Source organism: Tardiphaga sp. P4_G1 (assembly GCF_056401215.1).
Map to the genome: position 1 here is coordinate 178,283 of NZ_JBFUJU010000010.1, position 23,161 is coordinate 201,443.

General features: G+C 60.9%; 22 protein-coding genes and 1 tRNA gene. 10 read left to right on the top strand and 13 right to left on the bottom strand.

From position 1 onward, the window contains the following. Positions 1–2: 2 nt before the first annotated feature. Genes AC1DUY_RS23505 through AC1DUY_RS23520 form a run of 4 tightly spaced genes read right to left on the bottom strand, consistent with a single transcriptional unit; the run spans position 3 to position 3,520 of the window. Positions 3–710 carry a fumarylacetoacetate hydrolase family protein gene (locus AC1DUY_RS23505; RefSeq protein WP_338117588.1) on the bottom strand — a complete coding sequence of 236 codons (708 nt, stop codon included), beginning with the start codon at positions 708–710 and terminating at the stop codon, positions 3–5. Then, positions 707–1,591, bottom strand: coding sequence for a polysaccharide deacetylase family protein (locus AC1DUY_RS23510; RefSeq protein ID WP_478117491.1), 885 nt, complete (start codon positions 1,589–1,591; stop codon positions 707–709). Before AC1DUY_RS23510 ends, AC1DUY_RS23505 begins: the two co-directional genes overlap by 4 nt. A gap of 37 nt (positions 1,592–1,628) precedes the next feature. Beyond that, positions 1,629–2,276, bottom strand: coding sequence for a cysteine hydrolase family protein (locus AC1DUY_RS23515; protein WP_089267740.1), 648 nt, complete (start codon positions 2,274–2,276; stop codon positions 1,629–1,631). Between the two features lie 2 nt (positions 2,277–2,278). Beyond that, positions 2,279–3,520 (bottom strand): alpha/beta hydrolase family protein, encoded by a 1,242-nt coding sequence (locus AC1DUY_RS23520; protein ID WP_478117493.1) that lies wholly within the window; start codon positions 3,518–3,520, stop codon positions 2,279–2,281. 227 nt (positions 3,521–3,747) lie between these two features. Here AC1DUY_RS23520 and AC1DUY_RS23525 point away from each other — a divergent pair, with 227 nt between their 5' ends. After that, positions 3,748–4,491, top strand: a complete 744-nt coding sequence (locus AC1DUY_RS23525; RefSeq protein ID WP_478117495.1) for a GntR family transcriptional regulator — start codon at positions 3,748–3,750, stop codon at positions 4,489–4,491. 106 nt (positions 4,492–4,597) lie between these two features. Beyond that, complete coding sequence (locus tag AC1DUY_RS23530; RefSeq protein WP_478117497.1) at positions 4,598–7,327, top strand: bifunctional diguanylate cyclase/phosphodiesterase; 2,730 nt, start codon at positions 4,598–4,600, stop codon at positions 7,325–7,327. A gap of 60 nt (positions 7,328–7,387) precedes the next feature. Here the strand turns inward: AC1DUY_RS23530 and AC1DUY_RS23535 are convergent. After that, a tRNA-Arg gene (locus AC1DUY_RS23535) sits at positions 7,388–7,464 on the bottom strand. Positions 7,465–7,657: 193 nt separating this feature from the next. On the opposite strand from AC1DUY_RS23535, the gene AC1DUY_RS23540 reads away from it, so the two are divergent. Together AC1DUY_RS23540 and AC1DUY_RS23545 are read left to right on the top strand one after the other, a co-directional pair. Beyond that, on the top strand, positions 7,658–8,038 hold the full coding sequence (locus AC1DUY_RS23540; protein ID WP_231078924.1) for a hypothetical protein: 381 nt from the start codon (positions 7,658–7,660) through the stop codon (positions 8,036–8,038). Between the two features lie 328 nt (positions 8,039–8,366). Continuing rightward, a complete protein-coding gene (locus AC1DUY_RS23545; RefSeq protein WP_478117499.1) occupies positions 8,367–9,092 on the top strand; it encodes a hypothetical protein in 726 nt (241 codons plus the stop codon). Between the two features lie 21 nt (positions 9,093–9,113). Here AC1DUY_RS23545 and AC1DUY_RS23550 read toward each other — a convergent pair whose 3' ends face one another. The 3 genes from AC1DUY_RS23550 to AC1DUY_RS23560 form a co-directional block, all read right to left on the bottom strand. Then, positions 9,114–9,578 carry a CAP domain-containing protein gene (locus tag AC1DUY_RS23550; RefSeq protein WP_478117501.1) on the bottom strand — a complete coding sequence of 155 codons (465 nt, stop codon included), beginning with the start codon at positions 9,576–9,578 and terminating at the stop codon, positions 9,114–9,116. A gap of 310 nt (positions 9,579–9,888) precedes the next feature. Then, entirely contained in the window at positions 9,889–10,146 is a 258-nt protein-coding gene (locus AC1DUY_RS23555) for a hypothetical protein (RefSeq protein ID WP_244628328.1), read from the bottom strand. Between the two features lie 489 nt (positions 10,147–10,635). Beyond that, positions 10,636–11,637, bottom strand: a complete 1,002-nt coding sequence (locus tag AC1DUY_RS23560; protein WP_478117503.1) for a 2-dehydropantoate 2-reductase — start codon at positions 11,635–11,637, stop codon at positions 10,636–10,638. A 133-nt stretch (positions 11,638–11,770) separates the two neighbouring features. Here AC1DUY_RS23560 and AC1DUY_RS23565 point away from each other — a divergent pair, with 133 nt between their 5' ends. Together AC1DUY_RS23565 and AC1DUY_RS23570 are read left to right on the top strand one after the other, a co-directional pair. Continuing rightward, the gene (locus AC1DUY_RS23565; protein ID WP_478117505.1) at positions 11,771–12,400 is read left to right on the top strand and encodes a YidB family protein; all 630 of its coding nucleotides are present in this window, start codon (positions 11,771–11,773) and stop codon (positions 12,398–12,400) included. Positions 12,401–12,427: 27 nt separating this feature from the next. Then, a complete protein-coding gene (locus tag AC1DUY_RS23570; RefSeq protein ID WP_089267746.1) occupies positions 12,428–12,697 on the top strand; it encodes a GlsB/YeaQ/YmgE family stress response membrane protein in 270 nt (89 codons plus the stop codon). Positions 12,698–12,770: 73 nt separating this feature from the next. Here AC1DUY_RS23570 and AC1DUY_RS23575 read toward each other — a convergent pair whose 3' ends face one another. Next, on the bottom strand, positions 12,771–13,556 hold the full coding sequence (locus tag AC1DUY_RS23575; RefSeq protein ID WP_439059991.1) for an SDR family NAD(P)-dependent oxidoreductase: 786 nt from the start codon (positions 13,554–13,556) through the stop codon (positions 12,771–12,773). Positions 13,557–13,812: 256 nt separating this feature from the next. Between AC1DUY_RS23575 and AC1DUY_RS23580 the strand changes: the two genes are divergently transcribed. The 3 genes from AC1DUY_RS23580 (at position 13,813) to AC1DUY_RS23590 (ending at position 17,006) form a co-directional block, all read left to right on the top strand. Beyond that, a complete protein-coding gene (locus AC1DUY_RS23580) occupies positions 13,813–14,877 on the top strand; it encodes an acyl-CoA dehydrogenase family protein (RefSeq protein ID WP_478117508.1) in 1,065 nt (354 codons plus the stop codon). A gap of 27 nt (positions 14,878–14,904) precedes the next feature. After that, the gene (locus AC1DUY_RS23585; protein WP_478117510.1) at positions 14,905–16,065 is read left to right on the top strand and encodes an acyl-CoA dehydrogenase family protein; all 1,161 of its coding nucleotides are present in this window, start codon (positions 14,905–14,907) and stop codon (positions 16,063–16,065) included. Positions 16,066–16,199: 134 nt separating this feature from the next. Then, positions 16,200–17,006 (top strand): enoyl-CoA hydratase/isomerase family protein, encoded by an 807-nt coding sequence (locus tag AC1DUY_RS23590; RefSeq protein ID WP_478117512.1) that lies wholly within the window; start codon positions 16,200–16,202, stop codon positions 17,004–17,006. Positions 17,007–17,106: 100 nt separating this feature from the next. On the opposite strand, the gene AC1DUY_RS23595 is transcribed toward AC1DUY_RS23590, so the two are convergent. The 4 genes from AC1DUY_RS23595 to AC1DUY_RS23610 form a co-directional block, all read right to left on the bottom strand. Further along, positions 17,107–19,233, bottom strand: coding sequence for an acetate--CoA ligase family protein (locus tag AC1DUY_RS23595; protein WP_478117514.1), 2,127 nt, complete (start codon positions 19,231–19,233; stop codon positions 17,107–17,109). A gap of 109 nt (positions 19,234–19,342) precedes the next feature. Beyond that, positions 19,343–20,104: a VOC family protein gene (locus tag AC1DUY_RS23600; RefSeq protein WP_439078559.1), complete on the bottom strand. Its 762-nt coding sequence runs from the start codon at positions 20,102–20,104 to the stop codon at positions 19,343–19,345. A gap of 2 nt (positions 20,105–20,106) precedes the next feature. Further along, the gene (locus tag AC1DUY_RS23605) at positions 20,107–20,895 is read right to left on the bottom strand and encodes an enoyl-CoA hydratase (protein ID WP_170849608.1); all 789 of its coding nucleotides are present in this window, start codon (positions 20,893–20,895) and stop codon (positions 20,107–20,109) included. Positions 20,896–20,950: 55 nt separating this feature from the next. Then, positions 20,951–22,156 carry an ABC transporter substrate-binding protein gene (locus tag AC1DUY_RS23610; protein WP_089267753.1) on the bottom strand — a complete coding sequence of 402 codons (1,206 nt, stop codon included), beginning with the start codon at positions 22,154–22,156 and terminating at the stop codon, positions 20,951–20,953. Positions 22,157–22,378: 222 nt separating this feature from the next. Here AC1DUY_RS23610 and AC1DUY_RS23615 point away from each other — a divergent pair, with 222 nt between their 5' ends. Next, entirely contained in the window at positions 22,379–23,140 is a 762-nt protein-coding gene (locus AC1DUY_RS23615) for a thermonuclease family protein (RefSeq protein WP_244558557.1), read from the top strand. Positions 23,141–23,161: the final 21 nt, after the last annotated feature.

Genomic DNA, 23,161 nt, shown 5'->3' on the forward strand with positions numbered 1-23,161 from the left:
GATCAGGTCTCCGGCTCAACGATGGTAATGCCGAGCGACGGCAGGCCTTCGATCCGCGCGTCGATAACGTCGCCCGGAACGACGGGACCCACGCCGGCAGGCGTGCCCGTATAGATGAGATCGCCCGGCTCGAGCTTCATCTGCTTCGACAGCTGCGCCACGATCTCCGGCACGCTCCAGATCATCTGGCCGATATCGCCGCGCTGCTTCTCGACGCCGTTCACCGACAGCGTGATCGCGCAATTGTTGAAATGCCGGGCATCGCGTGCCGGCGCAATTTCGCCACAAGGCGCGGACGCGTCGAAGCTTTTGCCCATTTCCCAAGGCAGTCGCATATCGCGGGCATCGCGCTGGCGGTCGCGACGGGTGAGATCGATGCCGACGGCATAACCCCAGATATAATCGAGCGCATCCTCCACCGCGATATCGCGGCCGCCGCGTCCGATCGCCAGCACCAGCTCAACCTCGAACTGGAAGTCCTCGGTGAAAGCCGGATAAGGCACGCGCGCGCCGTCCGGCACCACGCTGTCGCGCGGCTTCTGGAAGAAGAACGGCGGATCGCGCTCGTCGGCTTCCTTCATCTCGCGGATGTGGTCGAGATAGTTGCGCCCCACGCAATAGACGCGGCGTACAGGGAAAAAACCGCCCCCCACGACCGGCACGCCGGTGACGGGAATTGCTGGCAGCATCTGCTGGGACGTCACACTCACTTCACCACCTGGGTATTGTGCCAATCGAGGATCTGGGCGCCATTCCAATGCACCACGCCTTCGAACTGGTTCACGTAGTCATAGATCGCTTCGAGATATTTGATGCGGAACGGCTGACCCGAAATATAAGGGTGGATCGCAATCGACATGATCTTCGGCCGCTCGGCGCTTTCAGCATAGAGGCGATCGAACTGATCCTTGGCACGGTTCAGGAGCTGCGTGCTCTCATGATGTTGCACCATCATCATCGGGATGTCGTTCATCTCCACCGTGTAAGGCAGCGTTGTGAGCGGCCCCTTCTCGGTACGGATCACGGTCGGTTCGTCGTCATAGACCCAGTCACCGATATATTTCACGCCGGCTTCGGCGAGGAATTCCGGAGTCTCCAGCGTCTGCGTAAGACCCGGCCCGAGCCAGCCCACCGGGCGCTTGCCGGTGAAGTTCTCGATCACATCCATCGAGCGGTTGATCATCGCCTTCTGGTCGGCCTCCTTGTGGATGGGCCCCTGCTCATAGGCATGGCCCATGAACTCCCAGCCGGCGTCCTTCGCCTCCTGGGCGACGCGTGGATAGTCCTCGCAGACGCGCGCATTGATCGACAGCGTGGGCTTGATGCCGAGCTTCTTGTAGAGATCGAAGAAACGCCAGACACCGACACGCATGCCGTATTCGTGCCAGCCCCAATTGGCGACATCTGGCAACAGCGGAATGCCGGTCGGCGCCGGCAGCACCTGACGCGCCATCGGCTTGGCAATATCCCAGACCTCGAGATTGACGATGGTCCAGATGATCATGCGGGCATTGCCCGGCAGCTTCAGCTTGGGACGATCGACGATGGCGGAATAGTCGCAACGCTCGCGCGGCTGCATGGGACCGGTCATGGCTGGATGCCCTTCGAAAGTGGGAAATTGTATGGGATCATGCGGCGCGTCCTGCACCCTTGAGGCCATCGAGCTGCATCACGGCATCGGTATCCATCACGAAACCGAAGGCGGTGCGGATGCAGGCGAGGCCGGCGGCATGCAACTCCGGCCCGTCCATGCTGTCGACGCAATCCTCGACGACGATCACCGAGTAGTCCCGCACATTGGCAGCCGTCGTCGTCGCCAGCACACAGGAATTGGTGTTTACGCCGGTGACGAGCAGCGTGTTGATGCCGTGCGAACGCAACACGAAATCGAGATCGGTGCCCAAGAAGCAGTCATAGCGCTTCTTGGTGTTGACGATGAAGTCGCTGGGGTCCAGCAGCTCCGGCATCACGGTGCAGCCGGGGCCGCCCATGATATTGTGCCGCATCACATTCTTGCGCGTTGCTTTTGGATCCTCGGCGCGGGTCCGCCAGAACGGATTGGCGCGGATCTCGGCCTCGTCGCGATAGGACGTGACCTGGTGGATCACGGGAATGCCGACACTACGGCACCAGTCGAACAGCCGCTTATTAGCAGCGATCACCGTCTTCGCGACATCCGGCGTGGTCGGCATGGTCGCCACCGACATGTCCAGATGGCCGCGATGCAGGTCGATCGCGACAACGGCAGCCTTGATCTGATCGACACCAAAATTCATGATCACACCAGCGGGTTGAACGAAGTTTTCAGCAGAGTGCGCTGATCGATCTTGAATCTGTCGGCGAGCCAGTCGGCCAGCACTTCCTGGCCAATGGTGGGATTGTCGTGCTGGCAATGTTCGGCGCCAGTCTCATCCGGCTCAAGCACGCGCAATGTCGCATCGACACCATTGGCAATGGCGTGGTCATAGGTCGAGCGCGCCGCGGTGACCGTGAGCACGTCGTGGCCGCCATGCAGCACGAGATACGGACACTTCATGTGCTCGAGATGGCCCTTCAGCGTAAAGGGCTTCATCAGCTCATGAGCCTCCTTCATGGTCTTGGCGCCAAATACCCAGCGGATATGCATCGCCAGACCGAAGTCGTCGCCCTTCTGGCCCCACATGTCATGCACCGACCAGACAGCCCCGTGCGAGATCACCGCCGCGAGGCGATGCTCGTAACAGCCGGCGCGCGCGGCGTAGTAACCGCCCATACTGGAGCCGCAGACCGCGATGCGCGAGCTATCGACATCGGCGCGCTTTTCGAGCCAGTCGATACATTTGCCGACCGGCACTTCCGTATCGGCGCGGGTTGCAAGTCCGTGGCGGCGCAAGGTACCGCCCTGCCCGGGCAGATCGACCATCAGCACCGAGATGCCGCGCTGCAGGCAACCATGGGCCTGCATGAACCACATCTCGTCCTTGATGGAGTCGAGACCGCCCATGCAGATCAGCACCGGGAGCTTGTCGCCCGGAAATGGCGCACGGACGAAATAACCGCAGATCGGCTTGCCTGGCTCATAAGGGATCTCGACCACCTCGCCGGGCGGATTGAGATAGGAGATGAATTTGTGCGAGCAGGCCTCCATCTTTTCGAAAGTCGGCAGCCGGCGCGGGTCGGTCGGTTCGAGATGGAATTCGGCTTGGCGGTAATAATCGGCAGCCCGCAGGAAACAGTTCATCGCCGTGCGGATGTGGCCGAGCTTCTCTTCGGAAAGGCCGCGCTGCCAGTTGGCATCCGCGATCACCATCCACTCTTTATGCCAGCTTTCGACGTCGCCCGGGATCATCCGCGAACCGGCCAGCATCACCTCGGACACGCTGCCGCCGCCCTCCTGGGTCTCACCGAGACCGCGGCGGAATTGATAGGCAAGCCAGGGATGCTCCGGCCAGTGATGCCAGCCAAACGGCTCATAGTGCGGGGTGCGATCCGCCGTGATCTCCTCGATGGCGTTTTCGCCGATCGACTTCCCTGCCGCCATGAGACGCGTACCGCCTGCTTCTTGTGAACGTGACCGCATCATTGCGGGTTCGGGTCATGAGTCAATCGGAATTACATACACTTTTTCCGATGCTCATCATTTCCGCGAATTGCCTCCCCTTTATGCGCGATATTTATGCAGTAAAATTGCGCTTTCCTGTATGCTGAGTAGTAAAGACGGATCACACTCGGATTTAATTGTATTCACTTTGCTGCGGAGCACCACTGATGCCCGACTCATCCCCCTTGCCGCCGCCTGAAGCTGGCGGCCGCGCCGCTAACCGGTCGCTGTCGGTGACGGATCAGATCCGCGACGCCATTCTGGATGGCACGGTCAGTGCGGGTGAGCGGATCAACGAGGTTCGCTTCAGCAAGACGCTGGAGGTCTCGCGAACCCCCGTCCGCGCCGCCTTGCAGGCACTGGCCGGCGAAGGGCTGCTTGACTACGCCCCCAATCGCGGCTTCACCGTGCGTGAATTCCCGCTCTCGGCCATCGTCGATGCTTATGAAATTCGCGCATCGCTGGAAGGCGTGGCCGCACGCTTCGCCGCCGAACGTGGACTGAGCGCCGAGGAGCGCGCCATCATCGAGGAAAGCCTTGTCGCCGGCGATAAACTGCTGGCGCGCGGTGAGTTTGCGGAAGGCGATCTCACCATCTATCGCGGCATCAATGGCGACTTCCACGACACCCTGCTGGGCGCCGCCCGTAACCGCATGCTGGCGGAGATGATCCGGATCTGCCACCACGTGCCGATGTCATCGAGCCGCAACATCGTCGCCTTCGAGCATCGCGACGTGCGCCGGCGTCATGATGATCACCACCGGATCTACGACGCCATTATGGCCCGCGAGCCCTGGCGCGCGGAGGTACTGATGCGCGAACACGTCTCCGGCGTGAAATCCTCGCTGGTCAAATCGCTGATCGAGCGCGGCGAGCAGGCCGATATCGTCAATGGTTCGGCGGCGGGATAGGCCACCGGCGGCGTATCGACATCGTCGGCATGGCGCAGCGTCTTAACCTATCATTCACCGAAGTTCGTAACGGCGCGTTGGCGGTCCCCCCGGTACAAAACTACGCATGGGGCAAAACGACGCAAAGTCGGGGGAACGGTCTGATGGCGCTGGCGGCCTTGCTGGCTTCGCCGCGCTGCGCCGTTTCCGATTTCAAGGCGGGCCGATCCAGGGCCTCATCCTGTGCGGCTGCCTGCTGATTACCGCCATCGCCATCGGCACGGCCTACATCACCGTCCATTTCAGAGACCGCGCCATCGAGAGCAAGAAGCGCGAACTGGACAACACGGTTCTGCTGGTCGCACGACACTTCGACCAGCAGTTCGGAGACCTGCAGGGCATTCAGAACGACGTCATCACCTATATGAAGTCGGCCAACATCCAGAACAGCGCCGCCTATCAGCATCTGATGTCGGGGATCGACGTCCACCGCATGCTACGCACCAAGCTCAGCAGCCTGCCCTATGTCGGCGGCATCAACCTGTTCGATTCCGAAGGCAAGCTGCTCAACTCGTCGGAAACCTGGCCGGTGCCTGCCATCGACATTGCCGATCGTCAGCATTTCCAGACGCTGCAGGCCGACAACGGGCCCACGGTCGTATTGGCCGAACCCGTCATCAGCAGGGTGACTGGTGCATGGACCGCCGTGTTTTCGCGCAAGCTGATCGGACGCCATGGCGAATTCATGGGCATCATCAGCCGCGGCGTCGAGCCGGTTCACTTCGAGAGCTTCTTCGCATCCCTCGCGCTCGAAAAAGACGCCAAGATCTTGATGATCCACCGCAACGGCACCGTGCTTGCTCGCTATCCACAGAACGAGACCGTTATCGGCCAGAACCTCAGCAACAGCTCAGTTTTCAAGGACCTCTGGTCGACGGGCGGAACCTCGACGGGGCACTATATCAGCCCCATCGACGGGGAAGACGAATTGGGCTCCGCAAGGCGCCTCGCGGCGGCTCCCGTGATGATCGTCGCGACCACCAGCATGCCCGCGGCCCTGCATGACTGGCGCGAGCAGACCAAATATCAAATCATCGGTGCGACACTTGCCGCATTGGTGATCCTGGCGACGCTGTTCCTGATCGTCCGGCAGCTGAACCGCCAGCACCGCTCGGCCGAACGGATGCTGGCGCAAAAATCGACACATCTCGATACTGCAATCAACAATATGACGCAGGGCCTGCTGTTGTTCGATGCCTATGGCCGGCTGGTCGTCTGCAATCAGCGCTTCATCGACATGTTCGGACTATCCGACAAGATCGTGAAGCCAGGCTGCTATTTCCGCGACCTCATCCAGCATCGCAAGGACAACGGAACCTTCATCGGCGATGTCGACGAGTACTGCACGTCGTTCTTGCGAAGCGTCGCTGAAGGCCCCGTCCACGAGACGCTGCTGACTACGCCTGACGGTCGCTCGATCCAGATCCTCGTTCAGAGATCGGGGGACGGTGGCTGGGCCTCGACGCTCGAGGACATCACCGATCGCAAACGTTCGGAAGAGCGCATCGCCCATCTTGCGCATTACGACGCTCTGACAGATCTCCCCAATCGGGTGATGTTCCGCGAGCGCCTCGAAGCGGAAATCGCAACGCTGCATGACGGCGCGCGATTTGCGATTCTTTATATCGATATCGATGAGTTCAAGAGCGTCAATGACACGCTCGGTCATGCGATCGGCGACGAACTGCTGAAAATCGTGGCCACGCGGCTGCGCAGCTGTGTCGGTAATGCGGGCTTTGTCGCGCGACTTGGCGGCGACGAATTCGCCATCGTGCATACGGGAATTGCCCGCCGCAGCGATGTCACCCATCTGGTGGTGCCGCTCTATGACGCCATCCGGCAGCCCTATGAATGCCTTGGTCACCAGATCACGACCGATGCCAGCATCGGAATCGCTGTAGCCCCCGATGACGGCTCGGATCTCGACGAATTGCTGAGACATGCCGACCTTGCAATGTATAGCGCCAAGGCCGCTGGACGGCGCACCTTTCGCTTCTTCGAGCCTGCCATGGATGAAGGCGCAAGGGCGCGGCGCGCGCTGGAGCAGGATCTGCGGAAGGCGCTCGCGGAAGACGGACTTGAGGTTCACTATCAACCCGTCGTCGATATCGCCAGCAACGAGATTACTGGTTGCGAAGCGTTGCTCCGCTGGCGGCATCCGGTTCGCGGCATGGTTTCACCGGCAGAGTTCATTCCGATCGCCGAAGAAACCGGCCTGATTACCGAACTCGGCAATTGGGTATTGCGAACGGCATGCGCTGAGGCCGCCTCCTGGCCGGCGCCGATCAAGCTCGCTGTCAATGTATCGCCGATTCAATTCACGACGCAAACCCTGGCCTTGAATGTCACTCGAGCCCTCGTGGCAGCCAACTTGCCAGCTCACCGACTCGAACTTGAGGTCACCGAAACAGTGCTGATCCGCGATGACGAGATGGCGCTCGCGATCCTCCATCAGCTCCGCGGCATTGGTGTCGGGATTGCGCTGGACGATTTCGGGACCGGCTATTCGTCGCTCAGCTATCTGCAGCGATTCCCGTTCGACAAGGTCAAGATCGACCGCAGTTTCATCCGGGACATCGTGGCGCCCGGCGGATCATCATCGATCGTACAGGCGGTTGTAACCATCGCTGCCGCCCGCAACATGATCACCACGGCGGAGGGTGTTGAGACAGCCGATCAACTCGACGCACTGCGTATGCTCGGTTGTACCCAGATGCAGGGTTTTCTTTTCAGTGCCGCCAAGCCGTCACGAGAGATTCGCGCCATGCTCCAGAAGCGCGAGATCGCCGTCGCCTGACACCAGGAGGTCCGAAGTCGTCGCGAAAATGGCCTGTTTTGGATTAAACAGAAGGAAAGCTGGCGATCCCGGCATGACTCGAACATGCGACCTACGGTTTAGGAAACCGTCGCTCTATCCGGCTGAGCTACGGGACCGCGATCCCGGTCAGGAACACCGGGCATGGACAGTTCCATACCAGAGCCGTTCGATCATCGCTACCCGTTGGCAGTTCAAATAGGACGGGGCCGGAACCGGCGACAGATGCCCTTAAAAGATCGGGACATCTATCGGAACGTCTCGGACCGCCCATCGTTGGCTGGTTGTCATAATAACGATGGAGAATCCCGCATGACAAAGATGAAACTTCTTGCTGCTGCTGCCGTGGTCTCTGGCTTGATCGCTACGCCAGTGATGGCAAAGGACCCGATGAATCGCCGGGCGCAGGCCACGCAGGAGTATCGCGCCAGTACAGTCGATAGCGGCTATCGTGATTCGGGCTTCTGGCCGGGTGACGTTGCGGCAGGCGTGGTTGGCGGCGCGGTCGGTGTCGCGGGGGCGGCTGTGGGCACCGCCGGGGCCATCGCAACTGCGCCGTTCCGGAACAGCTACAATTCCTATGATGGCTACAATGGCGTCCCGCGCGATTCCTACGCACAGCGCATGGGCTTCGTGTGTCAGCCGGGAACTTGGTTCCGCGGCGAGGACGGCCGACGACACATCTGCCAGTAATACAACTGACATCAGAAAAAGGGCGGCCCCAAGGACCGCCCTTTTTCGTGTCTGTTATCGGATAGAGTTCCAGGCGCACGAAACGACGACACCGCTCCATCGGACGCAAGCCCATCGCTTCACGAACTACGTGTGGTCCCGTGTAGGTGATTGCGCGTCGAGTAGCAGCGCGATCCAAACTACTGTCAAGAATGACTCAAAATTCTGAGGTCATTAATTTTAGTGATATGAGAGCAGCAACAGATCTCTGCCTGAAAACACTTCCACATCAGCGTTGTATCGCGAAATAACCCCGGTCTGCCTACCACATGACAGCACTGATGCAGTCATGTTGCACTTGTTCCAAAAGCGGGGAGAAGTAACACATCCGAGGTTGAAAAATGGCCCACAAATGGCGAGAATTGGGTTTGTTATCTACATCGGAACCTACGTGGCTCATTTGTCTGCATACAAGTCACTCATATTTGCGCTACTGACGACCGCATCACTCTCCGGTCTCGCGTTGATGTCTTCGCCTGCTCGTGCGCAATGGTGGACTGCCGCGCCTGCGGATTATGAAGATTGCGCCGAGCGCATCGAAAAATCGACGGCCTCGAAAGACGCCAAAGCTGTGGCGCTGTCGGATTGCGAAAGCAAGTTCGCGGGACGGCGCAAGCGCGGTGGCGGCTATACGTATCACGACTTCATGCAGAACCGCAGCTTCGATATCGCTGGCCCAAACCCAACCACGGCCGAACAGAAGGCGATCGACGAGCAGTACAAAATCTATCTGGACAATCAGCGTCGCAGCGTCATCGTCGCGGCCTTCGCTGAAAAGCAGCGCGAGGCGCAAACCCAGGCTGCGCTCGAAACGGACTTTCGGCAGAGCGCGGAAACTCCAAGCGACGTGAAGCCTGTCGTGCTACCTAGGCCTCGGCCCAAAGTGCGCGCCAAGGAGCCGGACTGCGCGATCGAGCCGCTTACCTGTGGGTGGTCCAAATTGTCATCGGGGCTGAAAGACATCAAGGACGCGCTGTTCGGCACGCCCGCGCCGGCCAAGACCAAGCGCACTTGAGCCATAGCAACCCGCCAAGTATCAATCCGTGATGACCATAGCCCAGAACATCCGGTAGGGCGACTTGGGATTGGCGACGTAAGCGACGCCGACCTTGCGTGCGCCGGACATGAGCAGGTTCTCGCGATGACCTGGGCTCTCTTCCCATTGCTTCAACGTTTCGGGAAATGTCAGGAAGCCCGCCGCGATATTTTCAGCTGCTTTGGATTTGCGGAGCTTCCCCACACGTGCGGAGAAAACACTGCCGACCTCGTGGCTGACCTTGCCGCTGGATGACATCGCCTGCGCCTGAGCAAGCGCGACCGCATTCAGTTTACTGTCCAGCGTGACAGAGGAGAGCTTGTGCGCCCGGCGAAAGGCACTGATCTGGCTCGCATAATCAGCCGCTCTGGCCTCGACCATGGTTGCCGCGACCAACACCCCACACAGCACAAACAACCTTATGGGGCTGTAATTCATGACAATCACTTCACGGGTCAGCTTCAATGACTATACCGACGACGTTGCGCAGGAGGTCGCGGCAGCGGCTTGCGGGCATGGGCAGGCGCCTGCACTTCAGCCGCGCTTCGTTGCTCGGCGAGCCGGGCATCATACCCCGGCGACGGGGTGACCATTGGAGGGACCGCAAATGCAGGTGCGATGGCACCGATACTTAATATAGCCATGGCCACAGCGATAGCGGCGAAGGATTTCCGCTCCAAGACTTTCAAAAGCAGGGTTCGCATCGATCGCTCCATCCAAGAAAACGGCCTGAAGTGCTAACGCGCTTCAGGCCGGCTTCGTTCAGAACGAAAACTTACTTCTTGGCCTTCTTGGCCTTTGCGGTCTTGCTCACCTTGGCGGCCTTCGTGGCAACCTTCTTCGCCTTGCGGCGGCGATGACCGAGCGGAATGCCGAGCTTGATGGCTTTCTGACGCAGCGAACCACCGGTGCGCTTCATCTCCTTGGAAATCTTCTCTAGCGGGGTCTGGGCCTTCGAATGCGCCTTCAGGATCTTCACGTCTTCCTTGGTGTACTCGCGACGGACGAGTTTCTTTTTCGCTTTCTTGGCCATTGTAGCTCCGATTGTTAGTTGAATAATTCGACCGGCACACGCTTTGCCGATGATATGAAAGGATCAAACGCCCAGCCCGGCGCGCGAAGCGCGAACCACCGTCAAATCACGCGGCCTTCTATACTAAAGATGTCGCGAATGACATAGCCCCTGATGTCACATCATGATGTCTAGTATTGAACCAGCCGTACTCCTGCGAGCCTTCTTCATGACGCGAACTGCTACTCGTCTGCGAATAACGGGCTAAAAGACTCTTTACATCTCATTTACTGAGAATTCACCGACGCGTATCCGCAATTGATATTTAACGGATAATCATCGGCTTGATGCGAATGCAACGGATAATGGTACCATCGCATTGACCGGCAGACGCAATTGGAGCATTCGGATAGTTGAGTCCGCCGATAGTAGCCGAAATGAATAGTAACATTCTCGTAATGATAGCGCCGAAGCCGGTCCAACACTCCCTTCAACTCAATCAATTTCACGCTAACTGCGAATCTGATCTGGCGTGAGTGCGGGCGATCCCCTGCCTGACGTCTCTGCGTGCTTGATCAGTGTCATCACGCGCAGCGATAGCGGAGCCGTGATCTGATATTTCGCCGCCAGCTCAACGACGACACCCTGCAAATAGTCAATCTCGGTGCGTCGATCGCGCTGCAGATCCTCCCACATGGACGAGCGCGCAGTTGCGTCGATCTTCATCGTCCGCCCGAGCAGCATATTGAACAGGCCGTCAGGTAGCCGCAGCAAATGCGGCGTTAGTCGCGCAGGGATCGGCGTCGCCGAGATGGGCTTGATACCGGCGACTTTCAGAACGGCCAGGCCTTCCGCCATTTGATCGGCGAATAACGAGCGCCACGCGCGCTGTGCAAGCTGCGACCGCAGCGGTATATCCGACAGCGCATTGAGCGCGTTGTTCAAATTGACCAGCAGCTTACCCCACTGGACACCGACGATATCGTCGCTCGCAAGGACGGCAAGATGCGGCACGGATAGCTTCGAAGCGGTATCGGCCCCATCGCGTTCGACGACGATGTTTCCGGACGTCGCGCGGTGAACATGACCATCGTCCTTTGCGATGACATTAAATGGCACCATTCCGCCGAGGATGCGGCGCCCGGGCAGAGCTGCGCGGAGGACCGCAACATTGCCGACGCCGTTCTGCAGGCTGACGACGATCGCGTCTTGCGCTGCATGATCCGCGATCAGCCCCGCCATCTCCGCCGTATCGCCGCTCTTGACCGCGACCAGAATGATCTTCGCCTCGCTCATGATGGCGGGGTCATCCGACAGCCGCAGCTGGCCGGGGGCGAGACGTTGATCAAGTCCCTCGAAGCTCGTCAGCCTCAGACCGTGCCCCTCGATGCTGTCCACGAGGCGCCGCCGCGCCAGTATGGCGACGTCGCGGCCGGCTGCCGCCAGGATGCCACCCACGAAACAGCCGATACTGCCGGCACCGGCGATACAAATGGGCCGCGTTTCGATCACGTCATCTCCCGTTCATCCAGCATCCGTTACTAGCAAAATGCCGCAGCGCTGCCTATCGGCGGAACCGACGCGCCTTGTAGGCGTCATACCGCGCAGCTATGCTTTCGCCGGGCTGGCAGAACAGGAGATGATCATGGGTTTGCTCGACATTCTGAATGGCATGGCCAACGGGCCGCGTGGCCCCAGCGATCCCGACGACAAGAGCGGCGGCATGTCGCCGATGACGATGGCGATCCTCGCGCTGCTCGCCTACAAAGGCTACAAGCACTTCACTGGTAGCCAACCGGCGGCACAGGGGCACGCGCAAGAAATCCCGCCGCCGAATACGACGCAGGCCAGCGCGCAAGATAGCGGCCTCGGTGGTATGCTTGGCGGCCTCCTTGGCGGAAATTCTGGCACTGCAGCAGGCGGTGGCGGCCTCGGCGACCTTCTGAAGGGCCCGCTCGGCGGTCTGTTGGCGGGCGGTGCCGCAGGCAGCGTGCTCAGCGGTGGCCTCGGCGACCTGCTCAAGCAGTTCCAGCAGAACGGCCATGGCGACGCCGCGGATTCCTGGGTCAGTTCCGGCCCGAACAAGCAGATTTCGCCTAACGATCTCGGCGCAGCACTTGGCGCGGATCAGATCGCGCAACTGACGTCGCGCACCGGCATGTCCCGCGAGCAGCTTCTCGCGGAGCTGAGCAACGAACTGCCCGATGCCGTTAATCAGTTCACACCGCATGGCCGGCTACCCACGGAAGACGAAGTTAAGTCCAGCTGGGTTTAAAGCGCACTTGAAAGAGGGGATATTGCTATGATCTGGATTCTCGTTGTGGGCTTTGTCGCTGGCATTATCGCCCGCCTTCTGTCACCGGGGCCAAACAATCCCAGCGGCTTCATTCTGACCACTATCCTGGGTATTGCCGGCGCATTCCTGGCGACGTTCATCGGCCAGCAGATCGGCCATTACGGCCCGAACCAGGGTGCCGGCTTCATAACCGCCACGATCGGCGCGCTGGTGGTGCTGTTCATCTGGAACAGGCTGGTTGCCCGCCGGATGATTTCCGATCCGGGCAATCGCTGATCTGCCAGCAACCGAGAATGAAAAAGCCTCGGGCATTACCCGAGGCTTTTTGCTGTTTGACGCAGGTTTCCGATCAGGCCAGCAGATGCATGCCGGCATCCATCCGCACCAATTCGCCCGTCATATTGCTCGATGGCGACGTGGCGAGGAAGCAGATCAGGGCGGCGACGTCCTCCGCGGTCGAGGCCACCTTCAGCGGAACTCGCGCGATTACGGCATCGCGAACTTTGGCAGCGCCGTCCGCACCGCGTCCCTTGGTGAACCATGGCGTATCAATATAGCCAGGGCAGACCGTATTGACGCGGATCAGCGGAGCCAATGCTCGGCCGAGCGACAGCGTCATCGAATTCAGCGCGCCCTTGCTGGCGGCATAGGCGACTGACGAACCGCCGCCTGTGATACCGGCCATCGACGAGACATTGACGACGGCCGAAGCACGACCTGACGCCTTGGCGCCGGCTTCGAGCAAGGCACGCGCCGCACGTACCATCTGATAGGGTCCGATCGTGTTGACCGCGTAGATGCGCTGGAAATCTTCCGCGGACAGGCCATCGAGATCGTGATGCGGCACATGCTTGGTCATGCCGGCATTGTTGATCAGCGCATCGATCCGCCCCCAGTGCTGGGCAGCCGCGACGATGTTCTTGCAATCGTCGTCCTTCGATACATCGCCTTGAGCCACGATGACTTCGGTTGCACCAGCATCTCGGCACAGCTCGGCGGTGGCTTCGGCTTCCTTCTGACTCGACGAATAGTTGATGACAATACGGGCGCCGTCCTTGGCGAGAATGGCGGCGGTCGCAGCACCAAGCCCCGATGCCGACCCTGTAATCACGACGCACAAACCGTCACTTGCCATCTGCATTTCCTCTGCTTGTTCTGACGCTGATGCGATCTACCATAATGCGGTCGCGCTGGTATACAACGCGGCACAAGTTCGCTTTGCGGAATTAAATTGCGCTGCACCGACACATCATGCCGCCACCGCAGGCCCCTCTGCAGCCAGCCCGCTTGTCTTCCTTCCGCCTTTTCCGCATCATGAATGCAAGAAAAGTGGCAGCGCCCATGCCCGGCATTCCCTGCCGAATGAGATGCGCTAGCACACGGGGAACGCCTTGACGGACGCAGACAATATCGTTGCGGAAACCGCGGAACGTATTTTCGCCGATCTCGCTGACGCACAGACCATCAATCACGACAAGAACGGCAGCTGGAAAGCGCCGCTCTGGCAGGCACTGACCGATGCTGGCCTGCCGCTCTCATGGGTGCCTGAAGAGTGCGACGGCTCCGGCACCAGCATGGCCGAAGGTTTCAGCGTCCTCAGCGTCGCCGGCCGCGCCGGCGTTGCGGTGCCGCTCGCCGAGACCATGCTGGCAGGCTGGCTGCTCACCCAGGCCCAGATCAAATCGCCGGCAGGAATGATGACCGTCGCGCCGGCAAGCCCGCGCGATCGCCTCACGCTCAACGCGGATGGTACAATCACCGGCCGCGCACGTGGCGTGCCGTTCGCGAAGGATGCGAAATACATCGCCGTCGTCGCCTCCGGCATTGGCGGCACCTCTATTGCCCTGGTGGACGCCAGCGCCTGCCGGATTGAGGGTGGGCTCGGTCTGGCCGATGATCCGTCCGACACGGTGCATTTCGACACTGTGAAGCCGGTCACTATTCAATCTGCACCATCGGGCTTCGATCAGAACGCGCTGTTGCTGATGGGCGCACTCGTGCGCAGCCAGCAGATTGCCGGTGCACTGGAAACCATGCTTGGCATCGGCGTGAACTATTCCGGCGAGCGCGTGGCGTTCGAGAAGAAGATCTCGAAATTCCAGGCAGTGCAGCACAATCTGGCGAAGCTAGCAGGCGAAACCTCAGCAGCCCTCGCCGCTGCCAGCTCCGCGGCTGACGCCTTCTCCAGCGGCGCACCGCTCGATGACGCGCTCTTCCTCGAGGCCACCGCTGCAAAGATCCGTTGCTCCGAGGCCGCCGAAAAGGGCGCCGCCATTGCGCATCAGGTTCTTGGTGCCATCGGCTTCACGCAGGAACACATCCTGCATCGCTACACGCTGCGCGCATTGGCATGGCGCGATGATTTCGGCAGCGAAAGCTACTGGGCAGTCGAACTCGGCAAACTGGTCGCTGTGCGCGGTGCCGACGAGCTGTGGCCTCTGGTCGCTTCGCGCTGATCGAACACAAGAAACGAGATCTTTCACATGACTGCTGCCCTTCGTTTCGATCCGATCCGCTTGCCGCCCGAATGCGAGCAGCTGCGCAAGGAAGTGCGCGCTTTCCTCACCGAGGAAATCGCCGCCGGCACTTTCGATCCGCACAAGCCCCAGCGCGAGGACTCGGACAATCCTGAATTCAGCAAGCGCGTCGGCGAGCGCGGCTGGCTCGGCATGACCTGGCCCAAGAAATATGGCGGCCACGAGCGCTCGTTCCTTGAACGCTACGTCGTTACCGAAGAGATGCGCGTGGCCAATGCGCCGGTGCGCCGCTTTTTCGTCGCCGACCGCCAGAGCGGCCCGGTGCTGCTGAAATACGCGCCCGAGCATATCAAGATGGACATCCTGCCGCGCATCTGCCGCGGCGAGGTCTGTTTCTCTATCGGCATGAGCGAGCCGAATTCGGGCTCCGATCTGTTCGCTGCCAAGACCAAGGCCACCAAGACCGACGGCGGCTGGCTCATCAATGGCAGCAAGATCTGGACGACCTCAGCCCATATGGCCGACTACATGATCGCGATCTTCCGCACATCGGCCCCGACCAAGGAAAATCGCCGCCACGGATTGACGCAGTTTCTGGTCAATATGAAGAAACCGGGCATTACGGTGAACCCGATCGCGCAGATCACCGGCCAGTACGAATTCAACGAAGTCGTGTTCACCGATCACTTCGTGCCGGACGACCACATGCTCGGCGAGATCGACAGCGCCTGGAAACAAGCCACCAGCGAGCTCGCTTATGAGCGCTCCGGCCCCGAACGTTTCCTTGAAACCTATTACGTGCTGACCGAGCTGGTTCGCGCCGTCGGGCCGAAGCCGGACACTCGCAGCGCCGAAGGCATCGGCCGCCTCGTCGCACAGCTGCACACGATGCGCCGCATGTCGGTGTCGGTGGCTGGCATGCTGCAGGCCGGCAAGGAGCCGGTGGTGGAAGCGTCCATCGTCAAGGATATCGGTACGATCTGGGAGCAGCAGCTGCCGCATCGCGTGCGCGAACTCGCAGCCTTCGTCGACGACAACGCCTCGAACCACGCCACGCTGGACGAAATGCTCGGCTTCGCCATCAAGACGGCACCGAAACTCACCATTCAGGGCGGCACCACCGAAGTCCTGCGCGGCATCATCGCGCGCGGACTTGGTCTGCGCTGAAATAACTCGTCGTTCCGGGGCGCACGCGCATCTTTGCGCGTGTGAACCCGGAGCCTCGACATGATTGAACACATCCAGATTCCGGGTTCACACCCGGCAAGCGCCGGGCGCGCCCCGGAATGACGAGGAAACAAATGACCACCTACAAAGACATCGCCGTCGAGACCCGCGGCAACATTGCGATTATCGAGATTCGCAAGCCGCCTCTGAACTTCTTCGACATCCTGCTGATCCAGCAGATCGCCAACGCGCTGGACGAGATCGATGCCAATCCCGAAATCCGGGCGACGGTTCTGTGCGCGCAAGGCAAGGCGTTCTGCGCCGGCGCCGATTTCAGCGATCCCAACCGCAAGGAAACCGAAGCGGCCGCCAAAAGCGGCGACCCCGCTGACAATCTCGGTTCCATCGGCCATCTCTATATGGAAGCCGTGCGTATCTTCCGCGCCAAGAAGCCAATCGTTGCGGCCGTCCAGGGCGCAGCCATCGGCGGTGGCCTCGGCCTCGCGGTGTCCGCCGATTTCCGCGTAGCTTGCCCGGAAACCCGCTTCGCCGCCAACTTCACCAAGCTCGGCTTCCATCCCGGCTTCGGCCTGACGGTCGCGCTCACCGAAGTGGTCGGCAAGAACAATGCGGAGTTGATGTTCTACACCAGCCGCCGTGTGGGCGGAGAGGAAGCCCTGAAGATGGGCCTCGCCAATGTGCTGGTGCCGCAGGCCGAGGTCTGCAACGCCGCCATCAAGCTCGCCGAGGAGATCGCCGATTGCTCGCCGCTCGGCCTGCTCTCGACCCGCGCCACCATGCGCAACGGCCTCGCCGACCGCGTCGCCAAGGCGACGGAGCACGAACTCGCCGAACAGACGCGCCTGCGTAAGACAGAAGATTTCAAGGAAGGCGTTGCGGCGACTGCCGAACGCCGGGTGCCGAACTTTAAGGGGCGCTAAGTCCCCGTCGGGTTTGTTTTTCAAACCTCACTTGGAAATGGCCGGGCAGCGCGAAGCGAGCTTCGCTAGACGCCCCGGCCATTTTTATGTCATGGGCACTCTAGTCTTTCCGCACCACCAACGCATCGACGATGGTGGTGCCCTCGCCCGCCGGATGCACCAGTACCGGATTGAGTTCGATCTCTGCGAGATCGCCCTTGAACTGCGCCGCAAGTTGCGAGACCTGTGCAATCAGTGCCGCTGCCGCTGACACGTCGGCCTTCGGCGTCCCGCGAAAGCCATTCAGCAACGGCGCAGCCTTGAGTGCGCCTAGCATGGAAGCAGCCTCAGCGGCACTCACGGGCGCCGGGCGATAGACCACGTCCTTGAACAATTCCGCCGTCACTCCCCCAAGGCCGACCATCACCATCGGCCCGAAGGTCTCGTCCAGCAGCGTGCCGACGATGATTTCGACACCCTTGCTAGCCATCGGCGAAAYGAGCACGCCCTGCAGCGCAGCCCGCGGCCGGTGCTGCCGGGCGCTGGCAGTCAGCGCGTCATAGGCAGCTACGGCTTCATGCTTCGTGGTGATGTTGACCCTGACGCCGCCAACCTCGCTCTTGTGCGGAATGTCGCGCGACTGGATTTTCATCACCAGCGGGAAGCCTATCTTGGCAATCGCTGCATCCAGCGCCGATCTGTCGGCAACAAGAACCTCGCCTGGCAGCGCGACACCGGCAATCTGCAGCAGCGTCTTGCTGTCATACTCGGAGAGCGTCGGCGCAGTCAGATGCTCAACCAGATCGTTCGGCGCAGCCGCGACCGTGGCGACCGGTTCAGCCAGATTGAAACTGGCGTGATCGACAAGTCGCCTCAATGCGACGCTGACATGCGTGAGGCCGGATAACACGACCACACCGGATTCGGCGAGACCGGTGCGCGCAAAATTGGACGGCAGCGTATAGGACCAGAACACGATCGGTTTGCTCTGCGCAGCAATGACGGGCTTCAGCTCCGGCGTCTTGAACGGCATCCGCGTCTCGCTCGACAGCGAGATGACCACCAGGATTGCATCGACCTCGTCAGACCTGTCGAGCAATTCAATGGTCTTTTGCAGCCCGCCGCTGTGCACTGCCTGGGCCGTGATATCGATCGGATTGCACGGCGATCCGTAGGACGGGATCAGCCCGCGAATCGTCGCCTGAACGCCGTCCGACAATTCGGGCACCTGCAGCCCCTGCGCCGACACGGCATCAGCGCCCCAGATGCCTGCGCCGCCCGAGACGGTGACGACAGCGACGCGATCGCCCTTCGGCAGCGGCGACGTGGTCAGCACGGCGGCGATGGTCACCGCTTCGTCGAGATCGTTGGAGACGATGAAGCCATGACGCGCGAACACCGCATCATAGGCGGCCGTCCAGCCCGCCATGCTGGCGGTATGCGAGGCTGCTGCGCGCCCGCCAGCACCGGAGCGGCCGACCTTTACGACGATGACCGGCTTGCCGAGCTCCGCTGCCTTGCGAGCCGCGGCGAGAAATTTGTCGACGTCGCGAATGCCCTCGATGAACAGCAGGATCACGTCGGTTGCCGTATCCTGCACCATGTAGTCGAAGAATTCGCCGGCGCCGAGATCGGACTCGTTGCCGGTCGAGATCACGGTGCTCAGAGCAATGCCGAGCGACTTGGCGCGGTTATAGATCGCAAAGCCGATGCCGCCGGATTGTGCGACGATGCCGACCCGCTTCGTGGTAGCGGCCAGCGGCAGCTGGTCCGGCCTTACATCAACGGTTGGGCTGAAGGTCGCGGCAATGCCGGCGATCTGGTTGTAGTACCCCTCGGCGTTCGGTCCGGAGATCCGCATCCCCGTGCGCTTCGCCAGCGTCGCAATAGCATCCTGCATCGCGATGGAACCGCCGCCTTCCTCGGCAAAGCCGGAGGAGATGATGATGGCGTGTTTGACGCCGAGCGTCGCGCACTCCTCAAGCGCGCCGAGCACGACACGCGCAGGAATGATCACGATGGCGAGATCTATCGGCTTCCCGATGGCTGCGATGCTCGGATGGCACGTCAGCCCATCGATATCCGGATAGTTCGGATTGACCGGATAAATAGCGCCGGAGAACTGATTCTTGCGCAGAAAGGAGAGAAGCAGGCCCGGGATCTTCATGACATCGCGGGAAGCGCCAATGATGGCGATGCTGGATGGATTGAAGAACGAGTCCAGCGGATGCGGACGTGTCACTGTCATGGCGTTTCCGGTTTATTGTTGTTGCCGTAGCGTTTCCGAGCGAAGTGGATACCGGTTCGCATGAAGGAAACGCGTCAGAAAAGAAGGGATCGTGCGGCGATTGCCGCGATCACGCAACGACGCGAAACGTGACCCCGGCCAGCAGAAATGCATCCCCGGCGCAGGGACATCCGCGTGCCCGTGCGCTGCCGAGCACCTGTGCGACGTCGTTGACGCGAAAAGTGATCCCGGTCATGGCTTCGCTCTTACCCTTGGCGAAGCGCAAACAGCCGTTCGTGAACGCGATTTGCGGATCGTCGTTGCGGGCCGAGGTCAGCGGCACGCCGATGATATTGCTCCAGTGCTGCGCCAGATCGTAATGGTCCGGACTCTGCAGCTCGACCTCGGTCAGCGCGCGCGTGATGTCGTGGCGGATCGCCTCCTGCCAGTCCGGACCGGCCGGCGGATACGGCCCGAAATCGTCGTCGCTGTCTTTGGTGTGATTGAACTCGATGAAGGCGGCCCGGCAATCGCGTGGATGCAATTGCACGCCGTGATAGGGCGGATGATCGATCACATTGGCGGTGCGCACGCCGATGCTGGCGGCGAAGCGCCCACGCTCGTCGGGATCCTCGCAGGACAGGATCACCATATAGCCGCCGCGCCCACCGGATTTCTCCATGAACCGCCCGGCCGCCGTGCCCGGCTGCGTCGGCGCGACCACTTCGAGCAACGTCGCCTCAACGGGCATCAGTGCATTTTCAAGCCCGTATTTGCCGACATGAGGATCGCGGTAGCAGACATTGAGGCCAAGAATGGCCGCGATATCGCTCACCACTGGCTCCAGATGCGGAGCGACCAGACAAACTTGCCGCAACCGCATCTGGCTCATGGTCATTGCCCCTTGAAGACCGGCTTGCGCTTCTCGACGAAGGCCTTGGCGGCCTCCTTGTGATCGTCGGTATCGCTGCAGCGGGTGTGATGGATCGCCTCGCCGTCGAAACAGGCTTCGAGCGTCATCGTCTCGGCATTGTTGATGTTGGTCTTGATATAGCCGTAGGTGATGCTCGGGCCTTGGGCGAGTGACATTGCCAGGTCACGCGCCGCCGTCTCCACCTCGGCGTCATCGACGACCTTCGTCACCATGCCGAGCGCCAGCGCTTCCTGTGCGGAGAGCACCGGCGACATCAGATAAAGCTCGCGTGCCTTGGCGCTGCCAAGCATCTTGGTCAGGAAATAGGTGCCGCCATAATCACCGGAGAAGCCGACCTTGGCGAAAGCCGTGGTGATCTTCACCGATTTGCTGGCGACACGGAGATCGCAGGACAGCGCGATCGAAAGACCGGCGCCTGCGGCCGCACCGTCGAGCTGCGCCACCACCGGCTTCGGCATCTGGTGCAGAATGCGCGACACTTCCATGCCGCGGCGCAGGTTGGCGCGCTTGGCCTCGAACGGCAGCGGCGCGCGACCAGCCGCCATCGATTTGACGTCACCGCCGACGCAGAAGGTGCCGCCCGCGCCCTTGATGAGCACGGCGCGGACGTCGTGATCTTCCTGCGCGCGGCGTGCTGCCGCAACCAGGCCCTGTGTCATCTCCGGATTGAGCGCATTGCGCCGATCCGGACGATTCATGGTGATGGTCAGAAGACCGTTGTCGAGGTCCTGCAGGACAATGTCGCTCATGATTGCGCTCCTTGTTGTTGTTCTTGATCGTCCGGCAAGCTTCAGACCCTGACGATTACTTCTTCACCAGCGGGCAGCGCGAGGCTTCCAGCGGCTGGAATGCCTGCTCTGCGGGAACGGTCGCGAGCAGCTTGTAGTCGTCCCAGCGGCCCTTGGATTCCGACGGCTTCTTCACCTCGAACAGGTACATGTCATGCACCATGCGGCCATCCTCGCGAATCCGGCCATTCTTGGCGAACATGTCGTTGATCGGCGTCTCCTTCATGAGCTTCATGACCGGAGCCGAGTCCGTGGTGCCGGCAGCCTTCACAGCCTTGAGATAATGCAGCACCGATGAATAGACGCCGGCCTGGGCCGACGTCGGCACGCGCTTGGTGCGCTCCTGGAAGCGCTTGGTGAAAGCGCGCGTCTCGTCATTGAGATCCCAATAGAACGCTTCCGCCAGGATCAGGCCCTGCGCAGTATCAAGACCTACACTGTCGATATCGGAGATAAAGGCCAGCAGCGGCGACAGCTTCTGGCCACCGCTACGCGTCAGGCCGAATTCGGCCGCCTGCTTGATCGCGGTGATCGTATCACCGCCGGCATTGGCGAGGCCGACGACCTTGGCTTTCGAGCTCTGCGCCTGCAGCAGGAAGGACGAGAAGTCGGACGTATTCAGCGGATGCTTGACCGAGCCCAGCACCTTGCCGCCAGCCTTGGTGACGACGGCCGTGGTGTCTTTCTCGAGATCCGCGCCGAATGCATAGTCGGCCGACAGAAAGAACCAGGTGTCGAGACCATTTTTCACGGTGGCGAGACCGGTCACATTGGCCTGTGCGTAAGTGTCGAACACATAATGCACGGTGTAGGGGCCGCAGGCCTCGTTGCTGAGGCGGATCGAGCCTGGGCCGTTAAAGATGATGATCTTGTTGCGCGCGCGCGCGATTTCACTCGCAGCCAGCGCGGTCGCCGATGCCGCAACGTCGATGATCGCCTCGACGCCCTGATTATCAAGCATGTCGCGTGCGATGTTGGCGGACAGATCAGCCTTGTTGAGATGGTCAGCAGCAATGATCTCGATCTTGCGGCCCAGCACTTCACCGCCGAAATCTTCCGCGGCCATCTTGGCTGCGGTCTCGCTGCCGACGCCGGTGATATCGGCATACAGACCCGACATATCGAGAATGGCGCCGAGCTTCAGCGGCTTGGTCTGCGCCATGGCACTTGTGGCCGCGAATGCCATTGCTGACGCCAGCAGACCTGAAATGATCTTCTTCAAAAGTCCCTCCCTCAGACGCGCCGTTGTTGTTCGTGCGCGGTGTTGTTGTTATCGCGATCATGCCGCAATGGAACAACAGCGGCAAGCGGCGGCGCTGCCAAGAATAGCTGCAAAGACATCAAGGTTTTCCGCAAAGCGGAATGGATTGCTGGCTATAATAGACGAGAGGTTGACCGGAGCTCGCAAGGTGGCGTGATGCGTGCCGCATCAGCAAAGTGTGACGTGTCGCGTGCCGCAGCGCTGTTGCTGGCAATCGGCATTTTTTCAACGTCCGCGCAACCTGCGTCGGCGGCCTGCATGTTCGCCGCGCAGGGCGAAGGTCGTGTCGCCGACGTGATCGATGTCAGAACATTGCGTTTGAGCGACGGCAACGTGATCCGTCTGGCGGGGATCGAGCCGATCGCAAACTCATCAGGGCCGACGAATGATCTCTTCGCACTGGCCTCCGGCCGTGATGTCACCTTGTACGGCGAAAGCGACATGCCGGATCGCTACGGCCGACAACCGGCCTTTGTCTTCGTCGATCCCACTGCGCCGTCGCTCCAGGCGCAGCTTCTAGCACAGGGCGCCGCCCTCGCCTCTGGCGCGATTTCCGACAAGGCCTGTGCGGCGGAACTCGCCGCTGCAGAAGGCTTGGCCCGCCGGTTGAAGCGCGGAATCTGGGCTCAAACCAACGTCATAAAAAACGCGGAAAGTCCCGGCGATATCTTGGCCGATGTGGGGCGTTTCGGGGTGGTCGAGGGGCGGGTTCTGTCGGTTCGCCAGGCCGGGACGGTGACCTACGTCAATTTCGGGCGTCGCTGGACTGAGGACTTTGCGGTGACCGTTTCAAGGCGCATGATAGCCGCCTTCGAGACGGCAGGAATTATACTTAAGTCCCTGGAAAGACGACATATTCGCGTTCGGGGATGGATCGAGAGGCGCGGCGGGCCGCGGATCGAGGCGCTCGGGGTGTGGCAGATCGAAGTGGTCGGGGACAAATAGGCCACTTGGGCAGCAAGATCG

What these genes read in the sequence shown, in the direction of transcription:
- AC1DUY_RS23540 (WP_231078924.1), top strand. Translation starts at nt 7,658, where the DNA reads ATGACAAAGATGAAACTTCTTGCTGCTGCTGCCGTGGTCTCTGGCTTG.
- AC1DUY_RS23530 (WP_478117497.1), top strand. Translation starts at nt 4,598, where the DNA reads ATGGGGCAAAACGACGCAAAGTCGGGGGAACGGTCTGATGGCGCTGGC.
- AC1DUY_RS23565 (WP_478117505.1), top strand. Translation starts at nt 11,771, where the DNA reads ATGGGTTTGCTCGACATTCTGAATGGCATGGCCAACGGGCCGCGTGGC.
- AC1DUY_RS23525 (WP_478117495.1), top strand. Translation starts at nt 3,748, where the DNA reads ATGCCCGACTCATCCCCCTTGCCGCCGCCTGAAGCTGGCGGCCGCGCC.
- AC1DUY_RS23545 (WP_478117499.1), top strand. Translation starts at nt 8,367, where the DNA reads ATGTTGCACTTGTTCCAAAAGCGGGGAGAAGTAACACATCCGAGGTTG.
- AC1DUY_RS23600 (WP_439078559.1), bottom strand. Translation starts at nt 20,104, where the DNA reads ATGAGCCAGATGCGGTTGCGGCAAGTTTGTCTGGTCGCTCCGCATCTG.
- AC1DUY_RS23520 (WP_478117493.1), bottom strand. Translation starts at nt 3,520, where the DNA reads ATGGCGGCAGGGAAGTCGATCGGCGAAAACGCCATCGAGGAGATCACG.
- AC1DUY_RS23570 (WP_089267746.1), top strand. Translation starts at nt 12,428, where the DNA reads ATGATCTGGATTCTCGTTGTGGGCTTTGTCGCTGGCATTATCGCCCGC.
- AC1DUY_RS23515 (WP_089267740.1), bottom strand. Translation starts at nt 2,276, where the DNA reads ATGAATTTTGGTGTCGATCAGATCAAGGCTGCCGTTGTCGCGATCGAC.
- AC1DUY_RS23510 (WP_478117491.1), bottom strand. Translation starts at nt 1,591, where the DNA reads ATGACCGGTCCCATGCAGCCGCGCGAGCGTTGCGACTATTCCGCCATC.
- AC1DUY_RS23605 (WP_170849608.1), bottom strand. Translation starts at nt 20,895, where the DNA reads ATGAGCGACATTGTCCTGCAGGACCTCGACAACGGTCTTCTGACCATC.
- AC1DUY_RS23585 (WP_478117510.1), top strand. Translation starts at nt 14,905, where the DNA reads ATGACTGCTGCCCTTCGTTTCGATCCGATCCGCTTGCCGCCCGAATGC.
- AC1DUY_RS23575 (WP_439059991.1), bottom strand. Translation starts at nt 13,556, where the DNA reads ATGGCAAGTGACGGTTTGTGCGTCGTGATTACAGGGTCGGCATCGGGG.
- AC1DUY_RS23555 (WP_244628328.1), bottom strand. Translation starts at nt 10,146, where the DNA reads ATGGCCAAGAAAGCGAAAAAGAAACTCGTCCGTCGCGAGTACACCAAG.
- AC1DUY_RS23590 (WP_478117512.1), top strand. Translation starts at nt 16,200, where the DNA reads ATGACCACCTACAAAGACATCGCCGTCGAGACCCGCGGCAACATTGCG.